General features: G+C 55.4%; 20 protein-coding genes. 16 read left to right on the top strand and 4 right to left on the bottom strand.

From position 1 onward, the window contains the following. Positions 1–254 precede the first annotated feature (254 nt). The 9 genes from GFC01_RS01935 (at position 255) to GFC01_RS01895 (ending at position 7,533) form a co-directional block, all read left to right on the top strand. Complete coding sequence (locus GFC01_RS01935; RefSeq protein WP_194174746.1) at positions 255–668, top strand: DinB/UmuC family translesion DNA polymerase; 414 nt, start codon at positions 255–257, stop codon at positions 666–668. Positions 669–746: 78 nt separating this feature from the next. Continuing rightward, positions 747–989 carry a helix-turn-helix domain-containing protein gene (locus GFC01_RS20115; RefSeq protein WP_152944951.1) on the top strand — a complete coding sequence of 81 codons (243 nt, stop codon included), beginning with the start codon at positions 747–749 and terminating at the stop codon, positions 987–989. Further along, positions 986–2,203, top strand: a complete 1,218-nt coding sequence (locus GFC01_RS01925) for a tyrosine-type recombinase/integrase (RefSeq protein WP_152944950.1) — start codon at positions 986–988, stop codon at positions 2,201–2,203. Before GFC01_RS20115 ends, GFC01_RS01925 begins: the two co-directional genes overlap by 4 nt. 112 nt (positions 2,204–2,315) lie before the next feature. Next, complete coding sequence (locus tag GFC01_RS01920) at positions 2,316–3,518, top strand: class I SAM-dependent methyltransferase (protein WP_152944949.1); 1,203 nt, start codon at positions 2,316–2,318, stop codon at positions 3,516–3,518. Beyond that, positions 3,484–3,879, top strand: a complete 396-nt coding sequence (lpdD, locus tag GFC01_RS01915) for a prenylated flavin chaperone LpdD (RefSeq protein ID WP_341473707.1) — start codon at positions 3,484–3,486, stop codon at positions 3,877–3,879. Before GFC01_RS01920 ends, lpdD begins: the two co-directional genes overlap by 35 nt. A 255-nt stretch (positions 3,880–4,134) precedes the next feature. After that, complete coding sequence (locus GFC01_RS01910) at positions 4,135–4,287, top strand: hypothetical protein (protein ID WP_152944948.1); 153 nt, start codon at positions 4,135–4,137, stop codon at positions 4,285–4,287. Between the two features lie 254 nt (positions 4,288–4,541). Beyond that, on the top strand, positions 4,542–4,763 hold the full coding sequence (locus GFC01_RS01905) for a FeoA family protein (protein WP_152944947.1): 222 nt from the start codon (positions 4,542–4,544) through the stop codon (positions 4,761–4,763). Positions 4,764–4,765: 2 nt separating this feature from the next. After that, entirely contained in the window at positions 4,766–6,742 is a 1,977-nt protein-coding gene (gene feoB, locus GFC01_RS01900; protein WP_152944946.1) for a ferrous iron transport protein B, read from the top strand. 305 nt (positions 6,743–7,047) lie between these two features. Next, positions 7,048–7,533: a DUF456 domain-containing protein gene (locus GFC01_RS01895; protein ID WP_152944945.1), complete on the top strand. Its 486-nt coding sequence runs from the start codon at positions 7,048–7,050 to the stop codon at positions 7,531–7,533. 3 nt (positions 7,534–7,536) lie between these two features. Here GFC01_RS01895 and rnhA read toward each other — a convergent pair whose 3' ends face one another. After that, positions 7,537–8,010, bottom strand: coding sequence for a ribonuclease HI (gene rnhA, locus GFC01_RS01890; RefSeq protein ID WP_152944944.1), 474 nt, complete (start codon positions 8,008–8,010; stop codon positions 7,537–7,539). 232 nt (positions 8,011–8,242) lie between these two features. Here rnhA and GFC01_RS01885 point away from each other — a divergent pair, with 232 nt between their 5' ends. The 6 genes from GFC01_RS01885 to GFC01_RS01860 all read left to right on the top strand — a co-directional run bounded on the left by GFC01_RS01885 (position 8,243) and on the right by GFC01_RS01860 (position 14,483). Continuing rightward, positions 8,243–8,680 carry a universal stress protein gene (locus tag GFC01_RS01885; protein WP_152944943.1) on the top strand — a complete coding sequence of 146 codons (438 nt, stop codon included), beginning with the start codon at positions 8,243–8,245 and terminating at the stop codon, positions 8,678–8,680. A gap of 200 nt (positions 8,681–8,880) precedes the next feature. After that, positions 8,881–11,736: a phosphoribosylformylglycinamidine synthase subunit PurL gene (purL, locus tag GFC01_RS01880; RefSeq protein WP_152944942.1), complete on the top strand. Its 2,856-nt coding sequence runs from the start codon at positions 8,881–8,883 to the stop codon at positions 11,734–11,736. A 4-nt stretch (positions 11,737–11,740) separates the two neighbouring features. After that, complete coding sequence (gene purQ / locus GFC01_RS01875; protein ID WP_341473702.1) at positions 11,741–12,520, top strand: phosphoribosylformylglycinamidine synthase I; 780 nt, start codon at positions 11,741–11,743, stop codon at positions 12,518–12,520. Positions 12,521–12,532: 12 nt separating this feature from the next. Further along, positions 12,533–12,988: an N-acetyltransferase gene (locus GFC01_RS01870; protein WP_152944941.1), complete on the top strand. Its 456-nt coding sequence runs from the start codon at positions 12,533–12,535 to the stop codon at positions 12,986–12,988. Positions 12,989–13,184: 196 nt separating this feature from the next. Further along, complete coding sequence (locus GFC01_RS01865; RefSeq protein WP_152944940.1) at positions 13,185–13,520, top strand: DsrE family protein; 336 nt, start codon at positions 13,185–13,187, stop codon at positions 13,518–13,520. A 33-nt stretch (positions 13,521–13,553) separates the two neighbouring features. Further along, positions 13,554–14,483 carry a nitrilase family protein gene (locus GFC01_RS01860; protein WP_152944939.1) on the top strand — a complete coding sequence of 310 codons (930 nt, stop codon included), beginning with the start codon at positions 13,554–13,556 and terminating at the stop codon, positions 14,481–14,483. Positions 14,484–14,631: 148 nt separating this feature from the next. Here GFC01_RS01860 and GFC01_RS01855 read toward each other — a convergent pair whose 3' ends face one another. The 3 genes from GFC01_RS01855 to GFC01_RS01845 all read right to left on the bottom strand — a co-directional run bounded on the left by GFC01_RS01855 (position 14,632) and on the right by GFC01_RS01845 (position 18,036). Further along, positions 14,632–15,402 carry a YkgJ family cysteine cluster protein gene (locus GFC01_RS01855; RefSeq protein ID WP_152944993.1) on the bottom strand — a complete coding sequence of 257 codons (771 nt, stop codon included), beginning with the start codon at positions 15,400–15,402 and terminating at the stop codon, positions 14,632–14,634. A gap of 266 nt (positions 15,403–15,668) precedes the next feature. Continuing rightward, positions 15,669–17,540, bottom strand: a complete 1,872-nt coding sequence (locus GFC01_RS01850) for an NADH-quinone oxidoreductase subunit NuoF (RefSeq protein ID WP_152944938.1) — start codon at positions 17,538–17,540, stop codon at positions 15,669–15,671. Then, on the bottom strand, positions 17,479–18,036 hold the full coding sequence (locus GFC01_RS01845) for an NADH-quinone oxidoreductase subunit NuoE family protein (protein WP_341473701.1): 558 nt from the start codon (positions 18,034–18,036) through the stop codon (positions 17,479–17,481). The genes GFC01_RS01850 and GFC01_RS01845 overlap by 62 nt, the downstream gene beginning before the upstream one ends. 234 nt (positions 18,037–18,270) lie before the next feature. On the opposite strand from GFC01_RS01845, the gene GFC01_RS01840 reads away from it, so the two are divergent. Further along, positions 18,271–19,281 carry a restriction endonuclease gene (locus tag GFC01_RS01840; protein ID WP_152944937.1) on the top strand — a complete coding sequence of 337 codons (1,011 nt, stop codon included), beginning with the start codon at positions 18,271–18,273 and terminating at the stop codon, positions 19,279–19,281. Positions 19,282–19,363 lie beyond the last annotated feature (82 nt).

The raw sequence follows: 19,363 nt of genomic DNA, 5'->3' as shown, positions 1-19,363 counted from the left end.
ATATTAGGAATTGGCATGGTATTTATGGCATAAACTGTCATTCATTAGTTTTTGCAGGAAGAGCTTCTTGCCATAACGAATCTTGACTTAAAATCCTTATTGGGAGGCTCTTCCGATGATGATGGTGATGGATTATAGATCTCTATTCGCTGCCGCCTTAGGTTTAACACCCCCCTGGCAGGTACTTGACTCTCAAGCCCCCTAACTGTATTGGACAGTTTGACTTAAATCTGTTACATTATGCAGTAGGGGGCTTGAGAGCCAGGGACGTATACGACAGAGAAGTGGTTTTGAAAACGCTCCTGGAGTTGGCCGAGCAGGTCGGTTACCGCCTGCGCAGGAAAGGGCTTAAAGGCCGGACGGTCACGGTAAAGATACACTTCAGCGATTTCAGCACCATCACTAGGTCCCGGACGTTACCGGATTACGTGGACGGCGATGGGACTATATACCGGGTAGCCTGGGAATTGTTCCTGGCCAACTGCGGCCGGCCGCCGTGGAGGTTGGTTGGGATACAAGTGTCAAACCTGGCTGACGGGGCATGTGAACAGCTGTCTCTGTTTACGGAACCGGACAGGGACGGGCGGGTGTGCCGCGTGGTGGATGAGTTGCGGGAGAAGTACGGCAGGGATGTGTTGAAGAGGGCGACGTTAATTGAACGGAAATAGAATATCTCCATCTCCGAGCGCGGATAATGGCCGCGCTTTTTTTGTGTCCAAAATTAACTGCTGGAGGTGCAACCAAAAATGCGGGATGTACCGGAAATCCTTACAGTAACGGAAGTAGCCGAGTGGCTGAAGCTCAGGAGATCGACCGCGTACAAAATGGTGCGAGCGGGAATAATTCCGTGTTTCAAGATCGGGCGGCAGGTACGGGTGATGCGTGACGACGTGTTAAAAATCATCAGACAACAAACTATCTCAAAGGAAAATCAGCCTGGCGGGGAGAATATTATCACGTCCGCCCGGCCCGGGAGGGACGCTCGATGATCAAACGCAAGGACAACGGCAAATTCCAGGTGGTGGTGCATTTAGGCTTTGACAGTCAGGGACGGCGGATACAAAAGACCGTCACCGTCAACACGAAAGAAGAAGCCAAAAAAGTGGAGGCCCGCCTGAAACTGGAAGCTGAAAAAATAATCGCGGAAGCTGAAGCCAAACGAGCGGCGAAAAAGGCGAAAACTATCAAAAAACCGGACGAAATGACTGTTGGCGATTTCGTCCAACAGTGGTACGAAGCCACGGAAGAAAATATAAGACCCAATACCCGAAAATATTATAAGCTCCTGATCAGTTACTTCAAGAACACCGGGATAATGGAAATCCCTCTGACCAACATCACGCCACCGCTCGTACAGAAGTCCGTTATGCAACTGCCTCTTCACCTAAAGAGTTCCGTTAGGAAAAGTGCATGTGAACTGCTCCGACGTATTTTCAACCAAGCGGTGGAATGGGACATGCTGGTAAAAAATCCTTTTCGGGGCGTCAAGTTGCCCAAAGTAGAGCGAGAAGAAGCGAAGTTCTGGACAGAAAAGGAAGCCGCTACATTTTTGATGTCTATAAAGGGTAATAGATATTACGTTTTCTTCGCTCTAGCTTTGGCGACAGGACTTCGAATCGGTGAGTTGATGGGTTTACAGTGGGCTGACGTAGATTTTACAAAGGGGTGTCTAAATGTTAATAAAACTTGCGAACAAATAAATAAAGGAGGCGTACCGCAATTTGGTCCGACAAAGACACCGAGTTCAATGCGGACAGTTTACATCGACCCGAACACGGTAAACCTGCTTAAAGAACACAGGAAGGCGCAGCTTGAAGCCAGGTTAAAGGCGAAGGAATGGCATGACTTTGATCTGGTATTCTGCAACAATAATGGCGGCGCGAAAAGTTACAGCAGATATCGGGAATTCATGAAAAATACGTGTAAAAGAATCGGAGTAACAGAAATTCCACCACATGGTATACGGCACACCCACGCTACGATTCTTTTGACACATGGAGTACCGATGGAGGTCATCGCGGACAGGTTAGGCCATTCACGCGGGAATTCTGCAGGAGCGTTTTCTATGACAGCATTTTCCATGACAGCCAGGTATGCTCATGTCACGAATAAAAGCAGAAAGGAAGCCGCGTTGGTTTACGCCAGAGCAATGAAAGAAGCTTTATTGGACTGTTCTAGAAAAGATGTACAGGATAGACGATAAAAGCCCATGTAAGCGTTTCATGATGCTTACATAAAATTACCGATAGAAATTCAGCAAAATCAAGGGTTATAACTGTTTCTGCTTATTATGTTAAAAAATAAGGTGATTACTATTGACTCTCCTAAGCAATATTAAAAAAGAAATAACTGCCCGGGGGCCATTGACCTTTGCCACATTCATGGAAATGGCCCTGTATCATCCGGAATATGGTTACTATAACAGTGAAAGGGAAAAAATTGGACCCCGGGGTGATTTTTATACCAGTTCCGACGTCCACCCCCTTTTTGGTACCATGCTGGCCAGGCAGTGCGCCCAGATGTGGGAGTTGCTGGATTACCCGTCAAACTGGTCACTGGTGGAATACGGGGCGGGAAAGGGCCTGCTGGCCCGGGATGTTTTGGCGGCGTTGCGGGACAACCACCCCGCGGCCTGGGCAGGAGCAAGGTATCATATTATTGAAATCAGCCCCGCCATGATCCGGCGCCAGGGGGAAGTCCTGCAGGAAAGGGGCCTGCCGGCCGAAAAAATCCACTGGGCCGGCCGCCTTTCTGATATTGGGGGGGCGGGAGGTATTACGGGAGTGATCCTGGCCAACGAGGTGGTGGATGCCTTTCCCGTTCACCTGGTAAAACAGACCCCGGCGGGCTTAAAGGAGATTTATGTTAACTGGCATGGCAACGGCCCGGTGGAAGAGGAAGGGAACCCCTCCACACCCCTTTTGGCCCGGTACTTTAAGGACCTGAATGTCTCCCTGGCTCCCGGGCAAAGGGCGGAGGTCAATCTGGCCGCGCGGCAGTGGTTGCGGGAACTGGCCGCGGGCCTGTCCCGGGGGTTTGTATTGATTATTGACTATGGCGGGGAATCCCCGGAGCTGTACCATCCCTCCCGGGTTGATGGAACGCTGCGCTGTTTCCGCCGGCACCAGCTGGGTGGCAACCCCCTGATCCATGTGGGGGAACAGGACATAACCGCGTCGGTTAATTTTTCCGCCCTCATGCATTGGGCGCGGGAAGCGGGCCTGCAGGTGGCCGGGTATGCCACCCAGATGGATTTTTTACTGAACCTGGGCATAATGGAAGCCATACCCCGGCCGGCCACCGCCTTCGCCTACGACGAAAGGACCATGCGCGCAACCATGGCCGTGAAAAAGCTAATTCTCCCGGAAGGAATGGGTAGTGTTTTCAAGGTACTCGCCCTGTACAAGGGCCTGCCGCAGACGTCCCTGATCGGGTTTAAAAAATTAAGGGAAGACGAAAAAGAACAGGAAAGGGCGGGGAGCGATCATAAACAGGCAGATTACCCATACCGCCGGTGAGGGAAAGCACCGGGTGCAACTGCAGGCCACCTTTACGGAAGAAGGGATTATCCTAACCATTCTGGGTGGAGAAAAACCCCACATAGGGGCCATGGTGCTGGCCGAACCCCGCCCCAGCCTGGCCGATCCGGCCCTGACCAGCTGCACCACTACTGTTGTACCCAGGCTGGGACACAAGGATGACGAAATAGCCAGGCCCCTGGCTGAAGAACTGGCCCGGCGCAGCGGCCAGCCGGTGGTGGCGGTGGCCGGATTGCACGTGGAAAAGGCGCAGAAGGAAGACATAGATCTGCTGGTGAAACACGCCCGGGAAGCCATGGCGGAGCTGCTGCGTAATAGCTTAATAAAACTGCTGCCATAAGCCGGATGCCGCATCGCATTGTTCGAAGGGAACTACCGGCATTGCTGTTTATTCGAGGGAAATACCTCTTTAAGTGCCGGGCGGTACTAAAGCGGGTATCACTGAACATATACGCTGCTACCGCAGGCTTCAGCACGGGCAAATGAGAGGACTGGTCTGCCCTTTGCTTCCATGGGCCGTACTTTTAACCATTTTTTGGTCCAGTTATTTTCGTCCCTTCGGGGTAACACTATATCCAGGAGGTGACGATACTTCATGACCAGCGATGAAAAAACCCGTCGCAGGACCGCACCCAAAGAGGACACGGCCGCGGGGTGCCCGGCTGCCGGAGCCGCAGGCGGATGCGCCGCCGATACCGATCTTACTGCCGATGCCTGTGCGGAATGCCCGGCAGATGATGACCTGTAGAAAATACTGGCAAATAAACGGGGGAATTACAAACCCCGTTTATTTTTTTGCCCCAAATCCAACAAAAAATCTTGACAGGTGACGGCAAAGAACTTAGAATATGCCTAGAGTGAGAATCGTTCTCATCCAGGTTCTTTAAACAAATATTTCCAGCATATCAATCCGATCAGAGAATGATAATGATTTTCATAGCCATTCAAGCAGGCTTTTGCGTTGCCGCCCATGAAACGTTAGTTCCGGGGAGGGATGCCACCATGACACTGGATCGCATGAAAAGGGGACAGCGCTGCCGCATTTTATCCATCCCCTCGGAAGCGGTGCGGGCACAGGCACTGCGTTTCGGCATTGCCGAAGGGGAGATGGTCACCTGTTGTGAAGTAATACCGGCCGGACCGGTGGTGATCAGCAAAAACCGGCAGGAAATTGCCATCGGCCGGCGCCTGGCCCGCCAGATTGAAGTGGAAGGGGGTTTCTAACCATGGCCCATTGCCATTGCCCCGGTTTAAAAATGGACATACCGGAGGGATCCCGCCGCATTGTGCTGGCCGGCAACCCCAATACGGGAAAATCTGTATTCTTCAATCAGCTGACCGGTATCTATGTGGATGTGTCCAACTACCCCGGGACGACCCTGGACATCTCATACGGACGTTATGGTTCCGATGTGGTAATCGATACGCCCGGGGTCTACGGCATTTCCTCCTTCAACGACGAAGAGCGCATTGCCCGGGACATTATCCTGTCGGCGGACCTGGTGGTGAATATTGTATCGGCCACCCATCTGGAAAGGGATCTCTTCCTCACCCAGCAGATAATTGACACCGGTGTACCGGTGATTGTCGCTCTGAACATGATGGACGACGCCAGAAGGCTGGGCATCGCAGTGGACGTGGACCGCTTGAGCCAGTTGCTGGGAGTGCCGGTCATACCCACGGTGGCCGTGAAAAGGGATGGCCTGGACCGTTTAAAGGCGGAACTGTTCACCGCCCGGCCCGGCAATCCCACGCCGGGACTGGAAGGGGAGATCCATCACTTGCTTAACCGGGTGGGCAGCCGGGGGGAAGCACTGCTGGTACTGGAAGGGGACCCGGTCATCGCCGGGCGCCACGGGTGCCAGCCGGGCACCCGCAGGGAAGAAATTTACCGCCGCAGGCGGGAAAGGGTCAATGAAATATACGCCCGGGTGGTGCGGGAGACCTCCCGGGGAGCGAGTTTCGGCACCATCCTGGGGCGCTGGATGCTCAAGCCCGTCACTGGCATACCCATCCTGCTGCTGGCCCTGTGGGTCATGTATAAGGCCATCGGTGTCTTTATCGCCGGCACCGTGGTGGGCATTACCGAGGAAACCATCATGCAGGGCATCTATGAACCGGCGGTGCGCCACCTGGTTGAACAAATTATTTCCCCGTCTTCCGTGCCGGGTATCATTTTAACCGGCGACTTCGGACTGTTGACCATGACGGTGACCTATCTATTAGGACTGTTGATGCCCCTGGTGGTGGGATTCTATTTCTTCCTGTCCCTGTTTGAAGATTCCGGGTACCTGCCCCGCATCGCCACCCTGGTGGACCGCGTGCTCAATGCCATTGGTTTAAACGGGCGGGGGGTCATCCCCCTTATCCTGGGGTTCGGCTGTGTCACCATGGCCACCATTACCACCCGGCTCCTGTCTTCGGACCGGGAAAGGAAAATAGCCATCTTCCTGCTGGGATTGACCATCCCCTGCTCGGCCCAGCTGGGAGTGATCGCCGGCATGCTGGCCGGCCTGGGACCGCAGTACGTGACCCTGTATATTCTGGTGATCTTCAGTGTGCTGGTCATGGCCGGTACATTGTTGTCCACGCTCCTGCCCGGAAAGTCGGCGGACCTGCTCATTGACCTGCCACCCCTGCGGCTGCCGCGGCTGGATAACGTTTTAAAGAAAACCGGTACCAGGTCCTACCACTTTTTAAAAGAAGCGGCACCGCTTTTTGCCCTGGGAGCGTTGCTGATCAGCATCTTTCAGGTTACGGGAATCCTGGAGTTTTTGCAGAACATCCTGGCGCCCCTTACGGTGGGCTGGTTGAATCTCCCCCGGGAGACGGCCACCGCCTTTATCATGGGTATTGTGCGGCGTGATTTCGGCGCCGCCGGGCTGACCGCCCTGGAGTTAAACCCGCTGCAAACAGTGGTGGCCCTGATCACCATTACCCTGTTTGTGCCGTGCATTGCCTCCATACTGGTTATATTTAAAGAACGGACCAAAAAGGAGGCGGCGTTCATCTGGGGGAGCAGCTGGGTGGCCGCCTTCCTGGTGGGCGGCCTGGTGGCTCAAATGGCCCGCCTTTTCAGCCCGGCCGCTGCCGGCCACGGGGTAATACCGGTCATGCTGGCCTTCCTGGTGCTTACCCTGGCCGTCGTGCTGCTGTGCCTGTTCTTCCGCCGTTCCAGGCCCACCACCGACATTCAGGGGTGATGAAGCATGAAAGAAGTTAAACACACCTGCCCCTGTTGCGGCTATACCGTAACCGGTACAAATGCCAACCGCTGCCCCCGCTGCAACCATATTTTATGGATGCCCCGGGGCTGTAACGGCGATTGCAGGAAGTGCGCTAAAACATGCAGTAAATAGGCTTTCAGGGCCGGCTCTGCGCCGGCCCTTTTATAATATTTACTAACCACCGGCGACCGGAGACCAACGGCAAACAACCAGGCAGGGATTTGCTCATAAGCTGTCGAACAGGGCATATAACTAGTAAAAAATAAGCGAGGTGAAGGAAAATGGCCCTGGCCGGAATTATCGTCGCCTGTCTTTTTTTTGCGGCCGGACTGGCCGGAACGGTGGTACCCGCCCTCCCCGGGGTACCGCTCATCTGGCTGGGCATGCTGGTATACGGCCTGTTCACCGGCTTTTCCGGATTGGGCTGGGGATTTTACCTGGGTCAGGCCGTGGCCATGATCCTGGTGCTGGTACTGGATTACCTGGCCGGAGCCTGGGCCGTGCGCCGCTACGGCGGTTCGGCTTACGCCATCTGGGGCAGCATGGCCGGCATGGTGGTGGGAATCCTTATCCTGGGACCCATGGGCATTATCTTCGGTCCCCTGGCCGGCGCCATAATCGGGGAACTTCTGGCCAGGAAACCCCTGCCCCAGGCCATACTGGCCGGCTGGGGCTCCCTGGTGGGGCTGGTGGGCGGAACGGCAGTAAAACTAATCCTGGAAACCGGCATGATTATCTGGTTTTTTGCCGCCATCTGGCAGCCTTAAATCCTAGCCGGAGTAGCCCTCATCCACGGGGAGGGAGTCCCCCTGGCTGGCCTGAACCGCCAGTTGATCACAGCGGTTGTTATAGGGGTTGTCGGCGTGTCCCTTCACCCAAACCCAGGTAATCCGGTGCCTTTCGGCCAGGGAGAGGATTTGCCGCCAGAGATCGGCATTTTTGGCCGGCTCCCCGTTATCCCGCCGCCACCCGTTGGTCTGCCAGCGTTTCACCCAACCCCTGGTCATGGCATCCACAATGTAGCGGCTGTCACTGTACAGGGTCACCCGGCAGGGTCGCTTCAACGCCTGCAACCCCTTGATTACGGCCGTCAATTCCATGCGATTGTTGGTAGTCCGGGCAAAGCCACCGGACAATTCCTTCATATGCTTGCCGTAACGCAGAATAACCCCGTACCCGCCGGGACCGGGGTTGCCGCTGCAGGCGCCGTCGGTATAAATATCCACTTCCGGTAAATCCGCCATCCATAATTCTCCTCCGTAAGCATCCAATTACCCATCTATTGTAACACCAACCATTTCCCAAGCACCAGTGCTGTTGTTAATCTATTGTCACCGAAAAAAGAGCGGCCAAACTTTTAAACAGGGTAGAAAGGACGATTAAATTTTTCAAAAGGGTTGACAGGATTTGCGTCAATAAGGTAATATAAATGTGATAAATTGTGAATGTGATAACTATCTTAAAGGAGGGGTGTACATGTACTGCAAAATACTTGTTCCGGTGGATGGTTCCCACCGGTCGGCCATGGCCGCCGAACATGCGGCAAAACTGGCCGTATTATGCAAAGCCCACCTGACCGTTTTGCACGTGGTGCCACCACTACCACCCTATGTTAACCGGTATGAAGACCGCCTGGGGGAAGTGTACAGGAAGGTACAGGAACAGATGGAGGAAAATGGGGCCGAAATTTTAAACCGGACCAGGGAAGAACTGGCCAAATATAATGTTGATCTGGAAACAAAAGCCATCTGGGGAAATCCGGCCGATGAAATTTGCCGGGAAGCCCGGGAAGGGCGATATGACCCGATTGTTATGGGTAGCCGGGGATTGGGCGAAATCCGTGGTTACTTGATGGGCAGCGTGAGTAATCGGGTGGTGCGCCACGCCTCCTGCCCGGTACTTATTGTACGGTAAAGACAGGCGGAACAGTAAATGCCCGCATCACAAACGCACCTCCTGCCCGGTACTTATTTTAACGTAAAGGAGAAAAGATAAAGGCCCCTATCTTGTTTTTTCGGCGCAATTATACTAAAATCTTGAATGGAGATACTGCTCCCGGCGGACGGCCGCCGGGAACTTTGTTTTCCCCGAGTTCATTAATGGAAGGTGGCAGCATGGCCGTCATTGAAGTCAGGGTTACCAACCGCCCCTTTCTACCCGATCCCCCGGGGGAGGAAATTTTATATGAAATACGACATGCCCTGGGTATCAACACCATAGAAAGGGTACGCACAGCCAGGGTTTTCCGTTTTGAAGGCATTGATGCGGACACCGCCAGAGTGCTGGCGGAAAAACTGCTGGCCGAGGATGTTTTCCAGATTTATACCATTGACGCACCCATCATCAGGGATGCCCGGGTGGTGGTGGAGGTGGCCTATAAACCAGGAGTGATGAACCCGGAAGCCGCCTCTTTGATTAAAGCCGCCCGGGATCTGGGCATCACCGGTCTGGTGGCCGCCGATTCCAGCCGGGAATTCGGCTTTTACGGACCGGAAATAAGCGACCGGGATGTGGAAATGATCCTGGACCGGCTCCTGGTCAACGATACCGTGGAAAGGGTGATCCGGGAAAAACCGGCCACCCTGCTCATTTCCGGCTTGAAAGGACACACGGCGGTTATCCCCCTTACACAGATGAAAGACGAAGAACTGATGGACCTGAGCCGGGACAGCCTGTTCTTGAATCTGGAAGAAATGCGGGCCATCCAGGACTACTTCCGGCTCACCGGCCGGGAACCCACCGACTGTGAAGTGGAAACCCTGGCCCAAACCTGGTCGGAACACTGCGGGCATAAAACTTTCAAAGCCAGACTGGTGGTAAACGGGAAGGAAAAGAAACCCCTCTTAAAACGCCTGCAGGAGGCCACTGCCGCCGCCAACCACCCCCTGGTGCTGTCGGCCTTTGTGGATAACTCCGGGGTAATGGCCTTTTACGACGGTTGGGCCATCTGCGGAAAGGTGGAAACCCACAACTCCCCCTCGGCCATTGAACCATACGGCGGCGCCGCCACCGGCAGCGGGGGGGTTTTCCGGGACATCATGGGCACGGGACAGGGAGCGCGGGTCATTGCCTCCACCGATATGTTCTGCTTTGCCCCGCCGGATACTCCCCGGGAAGAAATTCCCCCCGGCTGTCTTTCCCCCCATTATCTTTTACGGCGGGTGGTGGCCGGGGTAAGGGATTACGGCAACCGCATGGGCATCCCCACCAACAATGGCTCGGTCCATTTCCACCGTGATTTCCGGGCCAAGCCCACGGTTATTGTGGGTGCCTATGGTATCCTGCCGGTGGAACGCTGTCAAAAGGGGCGGCCCAGGCCGGGGGACCTGGCGGTGGTCATCGGCGGCCGGACCGGCCGGGACGGCATCCACGGAGCCACCTTTTCCAGCGGGGAAATGACCCACCGGACCACCGAAGTGAACGCCAGCGCGGTGCAAATCGGCCACCCCATAGAGGAAAAGCGTATGGCCGACGCCATAGTGGCGGCCAGTGAAGCCGGGCTGATCCGGGCCATCACCGATTGCGGTGCCGGCGGATTTGCCTCGGCCCTGGGGGAAATGGGGGAAGAAACCGGCGTCCGGGTGTGGCTGGAAAGGGCACCGTTAAAATACCAGGGGTTAAAGCCCTGGGAAATATGGCTTTCGGAAAGTCAGGAGCGCATGGTTTTGGCCGTGGCGCCGGAAAACAGGGACCGGTTGCTGGAAATCTGCCGGAGGCTGAATGTGGAGGCCACCGTACTGGGGGAGTTTACCGGCGACCGGCGCCTGCTGGTCACTTACGGGGAAGAAACCGTTTGTGATCTGGACATGCAGTTCCTGCACCACGGCCTGCCCCAGAGGGTGCTTTCCGCCCGCTGGCAGCCGCCGGAGCTGGAAGACCCCCGGTTACCCCTGCCGGAAAACTGGGAGGAAACCTGCTGCCGGATCCTGGGCCACCTGAATGTATGCTCCAAAGAGCCCATTGTTCGTATGTATGACCACGGGGTACAGGGTTCCTGCGGATTACCCCCCTTTGGAGGGGTAAATGGAAACGGTCCCAATGATGCCGTGGTGCTCACCCCCCTGCCCGGCAATCCTGCGGCGGTAATCATTGCCCACGGGTTAAACCCGGTATTGAACCGGATCGATCCCTATCACGGCAGCCTGTGGGCGGCTGCGGAAGCGGTATCCAATGCGGTGGCGGCCGGTGCCGACCCGGCGGAACTGGTTCTGATTGACAATTTCATCTGGCCCTTTCCCGATGAAGAATCCCTGGGCGCCCTGGACCGGGCCGTGGACGCCTGTGTGGACTTTGTACGGGCCACCGGTATGCCCTTTATTTCCGGGAAGGACAGTCTTTCCAGCACCTACCGGGGGACCGGCGGCCTGGTAATTAAAATCCCCCCGGTGCTCTGTGTCTCCGTATTTGGCCGCCTGCCCGACGTTGCCCGGACCGTTTCGGCCGATTTCAAGGGCCCGGACCATACCCTTGTCCTGGTAGGTAAACGTCACCTTCCGGAAATGGCCGGTTCAGTTTACTACGACCTGGCAGGTTATCTGGGCAAAAATATGCCCCGCATCGATTTGCAAACTGTCCCGGTGGTCTGGAAAATTCTACACCGGGCCATCCAGGAGGACAAAATCCTCTCCTGTCATGATATCAGCCACGGGGGGCTGGCGGCCGCCCTGGCGGAAATGTGCTTCGGCGGCCAGGTAGGCGCCCACATAGCCATCCCAGCTGATGTGCGACCGGACTATTTCCTGTTCAATGAAACCGCCGGCTGCTTTCTGGTGGAAATGGCCCCCGGAGTGGACCCGGCCATGGCCTTTGCCGGCATACCCCATCTGGTTCTGGGCAAAACGGCACTTTCCACGGAAATTGCCGTGGAACGGGGGGGACAACCTTTGTTCCGCATTTCCCTGGCTTTGCTGAAACAGGCCTGGCAGAGACCGATGAACGAAGTCTTCGGAACGGTAGAGAACAGGGGGTAATGATGTGCAAAAACCGCGAGTGATGGTTCTGCGCACCGACGGCACCAATTGCGACCGGGAAACCTTTCACGCCTTTGCCCTGGCCGGGGGGGAACCCCGGATGGTTCATATCAACCAGCTACGGGCCGGGGAGGAAAAGCTGGCTGACTATCATATCCTGGTGATACCCGGGGGCTTCTCTTACGGGGACGATGTACATTCCGGCAAAATCCTGGCGGTTGAACTGACCTCTTTCCTGCAGGAACAGCTGCAGGAATTTGTGGATGCGGGCAAACCGGTGCTGGGCATCTGTAACGGTTTTCAGGTACTGGTACGCACGGGCCTCCTGCCCGCGGCCAGAATGGGCGAAATCCGGGCTGCTCTAATCGCCAATGACAGCGGGCGTTTTGAATGCCGGTGGGTAAACCTGCGGGTGGAGGATACGCGGTGTGTTTTCACCCGGGGGCTGGCTGGCCGGGTGTTAAACCTGCCGGTAGCCCACGGTGAAGGTAAATTTTATACCGGCGAAGATACCCTGCAGGAGATTGAGCAGGCCGGACAGGTGGTTTTTCGCTACGCCGGCCCCGGCGGGGAACCCACAGGGGATTACCCGCAGAACCCCAACGGCTCCTTAAACGCCATTGCCGGCATCTGTGACCCGGCCGGCCGGGTGCTGGGGTTAATGCCCCATCCGGAACGGTTTGTGGAACGGACACAGCACCCCAACTGGCGGCGGCATATATTCAGCGAGCCCCTCGGTCTGGCCATTTTTAAAAACGGGGTGGATTACGCCCGGCAAATATAGGGAGAAGAAAAGATGATCATTCGCAAGGCCCGGATTGCCGATATGGAAGCGGTACACGGTTTAATAAACTATTATGCGGAACAGGGTCTGATGCTGGCCCGGCCCCGCTCGGTTCTTTACGAGGCGCTGCGGGAATTCACCGTGGCGGAAGAAAACGGACAGGTGGTGGGAGCCGGTTCCCTGCACATTATCTGGGATGATCTGGCGGAAATCCGGGCTCTGGCGGTGGACCCCCGCTACACCCGCCGGGGCATCGGCCGCCGCCTGGTGAAATCCTTTTTGCAGGAAGCCCGGGAACTGGGGCTGCCCCGGGTCTTCGCCCTGACCTACCAGGCCGGTTTCTTTCTAAAGTGCGGTTTCCAGCTAATCCCAAAGGAAAAGCTGCCCCAGAAAGTTTGGAAGGAATGCATCAATTGCCCCAAATTCCCCAACTGCGAAGAAGAAGCGGTAATCATCCATCCGGATTAAACAGATAAATTAATGATAAAAATTACCGGATCTAATAATCTACAGGTAGGAAAAAGGGTGAAGGGGAAGAAATATACCCAAGGAAGGAGGTGCAACGCCTGGTTTCAGCCACCGGTATTCGCGGGACAACACTGCGCGATTTTAACGGGTGCACTGAACATTTACCATAAAAACAACAGGAACCGGGCGTAAGTCAATGAAGGCACTTTTTCACATCAACGAACCGGACCGCTGGCCCCGGGTGCTGCTGAACATTAACAACTTCATCAAGGACGTGGGACCCGGAGGCACCAGCATAGTGGTGGTAGCCAACGGTACGGGGGTGCTGGCATACAGCCAGGGAAAGAAAGAATTGATCCGCCAGATGGAGGACCTGCATGGGCAGGGTGTGGTTTTTGCCGCCTGCCGCAACGCCCTGAATATGAACAATATCCGGGAAGACAGCCTGCCCCCCTTTATAACCGTGGTTCCGGCAGGGATCACGGAAATAGTGAAAAGACAGGGGGAAGGCTACGCTTACATCAAGCCGTAGGCCGTATACCGGCCGGATTTACAGGGGTGAACCATGAAGGATCTGCGTATTGGCCTGGTGCAGATGCAGGTCACCATTGGAGACGTAAAAACGAACCGGCAGAAAATGGCCGCTTTTGTGGAGGAGGCCGCCGGCAAAGGGGTGGAAGCCATATGCTTTCCGGAGCTTTGCCTGCAGGGTTATAACCGGGAAAAGGCCGGGGATTACGCGGAGCCCGTTCCCGGGGAGAGTACCCTTTTTTTCAGCCGGCTGGCCCGTTCCCATAATATGATTATTCTGGCCGGGATGGCCGAAACCTCCGGCAGGGGAAACCCCTATATAACTCAGGTGGTCGCCTACCCGGACGGGCGCATCGACCGGTATCGCAAAACTCACCTGGGCAGGAGTGAACGGCCCTACTTTACCCCCGGTGACAGCCTGCCGGTTTTTGAAACGGAAAGGGTTCGTTTTGGTGTGGAAATTTGCTGGGACCTGCACTTCCCGGAAGTAACCACCGTACTGTCGCTAAAGGGGGCGGAAGTGATTTTTGCCCCCCACGCATCTCCCACCATCGTGGGTGACCGGCGGGATATCTGGTTGAAGTATCTTTCCGCCCGGGCTTATGATAATACCGTTTTCGTGGCCGCCTGCAACCTGGTGGGAGCGGCCGGGGAAAATCAGCAGTTTTGCGGCGGAGCGCTGGTTATAGACCCCAAGGGCAATGTAATCGCCGAAGATTTTCTCGGCCGGGAAGGACTGCTGGTGGTGGACCTGAAGGCAGAACTGCTCAACACTATTCGCCAGGGCCGGGCCAGAACCATGCGCCACAGCTTTTACCTGCTCTCCCGCCGTCCGGAACTTTACCGCCCGCTGGTAGAACAGGAAACGGCGGAAAAGAAAGGGGGAAAAGGATCCCCCGGTTTATATGCGGGAAATAACTTTGTCACCCGTGACTGCCCTTCAGCGGGGGATTCTAAAGCCTGAAGTATAAGACCCACTGGTTTCGATAAATGACCGGCCGCACGGGATTGTGTACTTGTTCCTGCGCCGTAACTGTCCACGGAACACCGGCAGCCAGCCATTTTATTTTTAAAAAGGACCGGTTATATAACCGGTCCTTTTACTCTGGAAATTACTGCGGCCTGTTGGCCGCTTCCTGCTCTTTTTGTTTTGCCAGCAAAACCTCCTGATTGAACTTCATGGAATCGCCGATAACCAGACCGAAGCGCATCCACCGGAAGCCCAGCTGCATCAGGGCCAGATCGTCGGTTTTTATTTGTTCCACCACTTCCGGCTCCACCTCGAATATTTTCAGAAACCGGGTTTCAAAGACAAAGCGTTTAAAACGATCCAGATCGTAACAGGCCATATAAAACATATCGGCTATTTGCGGATCGGTCACCTTAATCTCGGACAGACGCGGATTATAGGATATGTGATTGAATATTTCCTCCACATAATCGTAGGTCAAAAGACCTTGCTCTTTTATATATTCTTCCACCATCAATTCCCTGTCTTCTTCCAAACCACGGCACCGGGAAGGAACGGCCACCACATTATACCGGTCATCCCCTTCGGCCTTATCCAGGGGGAACATGCGGCAGGCCCAGGGACGCTCCTGGTAAATCCCGCACCCCTGGGGTGTGACAAAGGGGCACTTTTTATCCTGCTCATTCATTTTCAGTAAAACCAGAGGCAATCCGGTTTTGTTTCCAATTAACTTAATAGTATAGCGCTCCAGAAATTCTCCCGAGGAAAGGTCCAGTTTTTTACGCATGCGCAGCACATCATAGGGCGTTAAAAAGATATTCACATCCCGGCAGCATTCGGTAAAACAGGATAGCCCCGGGTGACAGGAGAAGCGAAATTTGCTGTCGCCCGTCAGGGTTTTGGCCTGATTCATCATATCCCCTCTTCCCAAAATATTAAACTTCAGGTCAGTTAGCTAATAAAACCCTTCTGCAACGCCACAGGCCCCATTTCCGCCCGTACCTGAAGGTCAAACTGGTCTTATTATAACCTTTTCTAAAACAAATAGCAATATTCCCGGGTACCACGGGAGAAAAAGGCAGGTGTTTTTTCCGGAGTCCTTTGAGATAGGACCCACCATACCGTGTATGCGTGCTTTTTCCCGGAGACGACAGCAGCCGGGAGTTTTCCACAGTACCCTCAAGCGGTGTAAATGGCTTCCCGGGGACAACTGGCGAGACAGGCGCCGCACTTCAGGCACTTCTGGCGGTCAATGAAGTAGGGCCGCCCCTTCTTTTCCCCGCTGATGGCATGGGCCACACATTGCCGGGCACATAAACCGCAGGCAATGCACTTTTCCTCATCCACCACGTAGTCCACCAGCGCCCGGCAAACACCGGCCGGACAGTGTTTGTCCCGGATATGGGCCACATATTCGTCCCGGAAATAGCGCAACGTGGAAAGAACCGGGTTGGGCGCCGTCTGGCCCAGACCACAAAGTGATGCGTCCATCACTTCCCGGGACAGATCCGCCAGTTCGTCCAGGTCTTCCATCCGGCCCTTACCCTGGGTAATCCGCTCCAGAATTTCCAGCATGCGTTTGGTACCCACCCGGCAGGGAGTACACTGACCGCAGGATTCATCCTGGCTGAACTGCAGGTAAAATTTAGCTATATCCACCATGCAGTCAGTTTCATCCAAAACAATCATGCCACCGGAACCCATCATGGAACCCAGCTTCTTTAAGGATTCATAATCAATGGGCGTATCAAGATAGCGCTCCGGGATGCATCCGCCGGAAGGACCGCCGGTTTGAACCGCTTTGAACCGCCTTCCTCCGGGAATGCCGCCACCGATGTCGAAGATTACCGTGCGCAGGGTGGTACCCATGGGCACTTCAATCAAACCGGTGTTCATGATCTTGCCGGCCAGGGAGAAGACTTTGGTCCCCTTGCTGTTTTCCGTGCCCATGGAGGCAAACCATTGGGCACCATTGCGGATGATTACCGGTATATTGGCATATGTTTCCACATTATTGACCAACGTGGGTTTACCCCACAAACCGCAGGTGGCAGGGTAGGGGGGGCGGGGATGGGGTTCTCCCCGGTGCCCCTCGGCTGAACGCAAAAGGGCAGTCTCTTCCCCGCAGACAAAGGCCCCGGCCCCCAAACGCAGGTCGATGTCAAAGTCGAAACCGGTATTTAAAATGCGACGCCCCAGCAATCCCACCTCCCTGGCCTGGGCGATGGCCCGCTCCAGCCGGTCCACGGCAATGGGGTATTCCGCCCGGACATAGATATAACCCTCCCGGGCGCCAATGGCGTAACCGGCAATGGTCATGGCCTCCAGCACACTGTAGGGATCCCCCTCCAGAATGCTGCGGTCCATAAAGGCGCCGGGATCACCCTCGTCGGCGTTGCACACCACATACTTTACCGGACCGGATGCGGCGGCGGCCAGTTCCCATTTCTTTCCGGTGGGAAATCCGGCTCCACCCCGTCCCCGCAAACCGGACTGTTTGATCACTTCCACCACCCGGGAGGGGTCCCAGTGCAGCAGGACACCGGCCAGGGCAAAATAACCGTCACAGGCTATGTATTCGTTAATATCCTCAGGGTCGATCAAACCGCAATTGCGCAGGGCCACCCGGTGCTGAGCGCGGAAAAAGTGAATATCCGACAGGCATTTTTTACGTTCCCCGGTATCCGGTTCGGCAAAAAGCAGGCGCTCCACAATCTTACCTTTCCCCAGGTGGCTTTGCACTATTTCCGGAACATCTTCTTTCTTTACCAGGCAATACAGGGTTTGGCCCGGGTGGACCACCACCAGGGGACCCATCTTGCAAAAGCCGAAACAGCCCGTTTTAACCACCCGGGCCTGGATGCCGGCTTCCCCTATATGACGGGCCAGTTCTTCCCGCACCACATGGCTGGCGGAAGAAGTACACCCGGTACCGGAACACACCAGCACCTGCCATTCCGGAGCAGCCCCGGGTTCCCCCCGGCGGGCCTTAATGTCCGGGAGGCGCCTGCGCCGGATATCCTCCAGGTCGCTCAACAGGTTGATCATCATCTCTCACCTCCGGGGCACGCCGGTATTTGCGCAACAACTTGCTCACATCCTGACGTTTTACTTTGCCGAAAACCTTGTCGTTTATCGTGATCACCGGTGAAAGGCCACAGGCCCCCAGACAACGGGTGCTTTTAACGGTAAACAAACCGTCGGCGCTGGTATCCCCGTCCTGCAATCCCAGTTGCCGCCGGAATTCCTCCAGAATAGACGGTGCACCCTGTACATAGCAGGCCGTTCCCAGGCAGACATTGATACCATACTTTCCCCGGGGCCCGGTATGAAAAAGGGTGTAAAAGGTAACCACCCCGTTTACTTCGCTTACCGGAATATCCAGCCTGCCGGCAATATAGGTCTGTACCTCTTCAGGCAGATAGCCAAATATCTCCTGGGCTTCTTTCAAAATCCGGATCAGCTGCCCTTCCTGCTGTCCATAGCGTCCAATCACTTCATCCAGCCGCCGGTATTTGTCATCCAGATCCCTCTCCGTACCGGACACGACCACCACCTCCCATCCTTAGTTTGCCGTGGGAGGGTTGAATAAATTCACCGGCCGCAAGAATTAATGGGCCAGAAAATGGCAATTTTATATATATACCGGTGAATGCTGCATACTTAACCCGACGACTGACGTCTGACGACCGGTGACTGTTTGGAAGGAGTTACCCATGGGAACATTCGTTCCCTCCGTAATCAATAAAAATCTATTTTCGAGGGAGTTGAAACAAGTACCATGTCCATTTTAAAGCTTTCCCGGCAAACCCTGGGACGGGCCCGCCGGAACTGGGAAAAGCGCCGCCGGCGCAGGGAATTGTTACGTTTTCATATCAAGCCCCCCGGAGATGAGCGCAACCCCATTGCCCGCTGGCTGGATTTTTACGGTACACTCATGATATTCTGGCTGGTTTGCCTGGTTTTCCTGGCCTCCCTCTGGCCACCTCCGGAAGCCCTGACCGTTTCCCTGGCCATCAGCGCCGGCCTGGGATTGCTGGGCAGAAAAGCATACCGGGAAAGACTAAAACGGGAAAAACTCTACCGCCAGTTACGCGAGACGGGGGAGCGCTACCGGGAAGAATTGCAAAAACCGCAAACCGGAGCCGAACTGGCCGCACTACTGCTGCCCGTGTTCAAAAAGTTACCCGGTTTTGAACTTAAACAAAAACGCCAGGAAAAGAAAGGTGCCGGCGGGGGGCCGGAAGCCGTGGTTCTGGCCGTTTATCACGGAAAACCGGTCATGATTTTATTCATTCCGGCCGGCCGGAGCCCGGCAGGCAAAGACGTGATTACAGCCATGGCGCAAACCATGGATGAAAGGGGTTTTGACCATGCCCTGCTAATCACCCCCGGGGAGTTTACCCCGGAAGCGGTACACCTGGCCGCCGCATTAAAAAAGAAGGGCCGGCGCCTGGCTCTGATCCCGGGCAGGGAATTGATATACCTGGCGGCACAGGCGCAAAGGGGAAAGCCCCCCGGGACCGGGGAGCAACGGCATATAACTCTGCGACAACCCCTGCAAAGGTTAAAAATGGTCTCCCTGGACCGCCGTAAAGTCCGGCCTTATCTGGCCGCAGGGTCATTCCTGTTGATTGCCCGCTTTTTCCTGGGGGTAAACCATCCCCTGGCCGGACTTTACCTCGTCCTGGGAGCGGCCAACCTGGTCCTGGCCGTGTGCAGCCTGCTCTTCACCGAAAGGGAGCCGGAACCTCCCCACTGGCATGATTTTCTGCCCCAACCGGAATATTAAAATCTCCAGTACCATTCTAAATAAAATAAAAAACGGAACAAACCGGCCCCGGGCATGACCGCAGACAATGCCCGGGGCTTCG

This window comes from Desulfofundulus thermobenzoicus, from assembly GCF_009428905.1.
In the GTDB taxonomy this organism is placed as follows: domain Bacteria; phylum Bacillota; class Desulfotomaculia; order Desulfotomaculales; family Desulfovirgulaceae; genus Desulfofundulus_A; species Desulfofundulus_A thermobenzoicus.
Note: the sequence above shows the minus strand (reverse complement) of the source record. Positions and strands in the feature narration are given on the sequence as shown.

What these genes read in the sequence shown, in the direction of transcription:
- GFC01_RS20115 (WP_152944951.1), top strand. Translation starts at nt 747, where the DNA reads ATGCGGGATGTACCGGAAATCCTTACAGTAACGGAAGTAGCCGAGTGG.
- GFC01_RS01925 (WP_152944950.1), top strand. Translation starts at nt 986, where the DNA reads ATGATCAAACGCAAGGACAACGGCAAATTCCAGGTGGTGGTGCATTTA.
- GFC01_RS01910 (WP_152944948.1), top strand. Translation starts at nt 4,135, where the DNA reads ATGACCAGCGATGAAAAAACCCGTCGCAGGACCGCACCCAAAGAGGAC.
- GFC01_RS01905 (WP_152944947.1), top strand. Translation starts at nt 4,542, where the DNA reads ATGACACTGGATCGCATGAAAAGGGGACAGCGCTGCCGCATTTTATCC.
- feoB (WP_152944946.1), top strand. Translation starts at nt 4,766, where the DNA reads ATGGCCCATTGCCATTGCCCCGGTTTAAAAATGGACATACCGGAGGGA.
- GFC01_RS01895 (WP_152944945.1), top strand. Translation starts at nt 7,048, where the DNA reads ATGGCCCTGGCCGGAATTATCGTCGCCTGTCTTTTTTTTGCGGCCGGA.
- rnhA (WP_152944944.1), bottom strand. Translation starts at nt 8,010, where the DNA reads ATGGCGGATTTACCGGAAGTGGATATTTATACCGACGGCGCCTGCAGC.
- GFC01_RS01885 (WP_152944943.1), top strand. Translation starts at nt 8,243, where the DNA reads ATGTACTGCAAAATACTTGTTCCGGTGGATGGTTCCCACCGGTCGGCC.
- purL (WP_152944942.1), top strand. Translation starts at nt 8,881, where the DNA reads ATGGCCGTCATTGAAGTCAGGGTTACCAACCGCCCCTTTCTACCCGAT.
- GFC01_RS01870 (WP_152944941.1), top strand. Translation starts at nt 12,533, where the DNA reads ATGATCATTCGCAAGGCCCGGATTGCCGATATGGAAGCGGTACACGGT.
- GFC01_RS01865 (WP_152944940.1), top strand. Translation starts at nt 13,185, where the DNA reads ATGAAGGCACTTTTTCACATCAACGAACCGGACCGCTGGCCCCGGGTG.
- GFC01_RS01860 (WP_152944939.1), top strand. Translation starts at nt 13,554, where the DNA reads ATGAAGGATCTGCGTATTGGCCTGGTGCAGATGCAGGTCACCATTGGA.
- GFC01_RS01855 (WP_152944993.1), bottom strand. Translation starts at nt 15,402, where the DNA reads ATGAATCAGGCCAAAACCCTGACGGGCGACAGCAAATTTCGCTTCTCC.
- GFC01_RS01850 (WP_152944938.1), bottom strand. Translation starts at nt 17,540, where the DNA reads ATGATGATCAACCTGTTGAGCGACCTGGAGGATATCCGGCGCAGGCGC.
- GFC01_RS01840 (WP_152944937.1), top strand. Translation starts at nt 18,271, where the DNA reads ATGTCCATTTTAAAGCTTTCCCGGCAAACCCTGGGACGGGCCCGCCGG.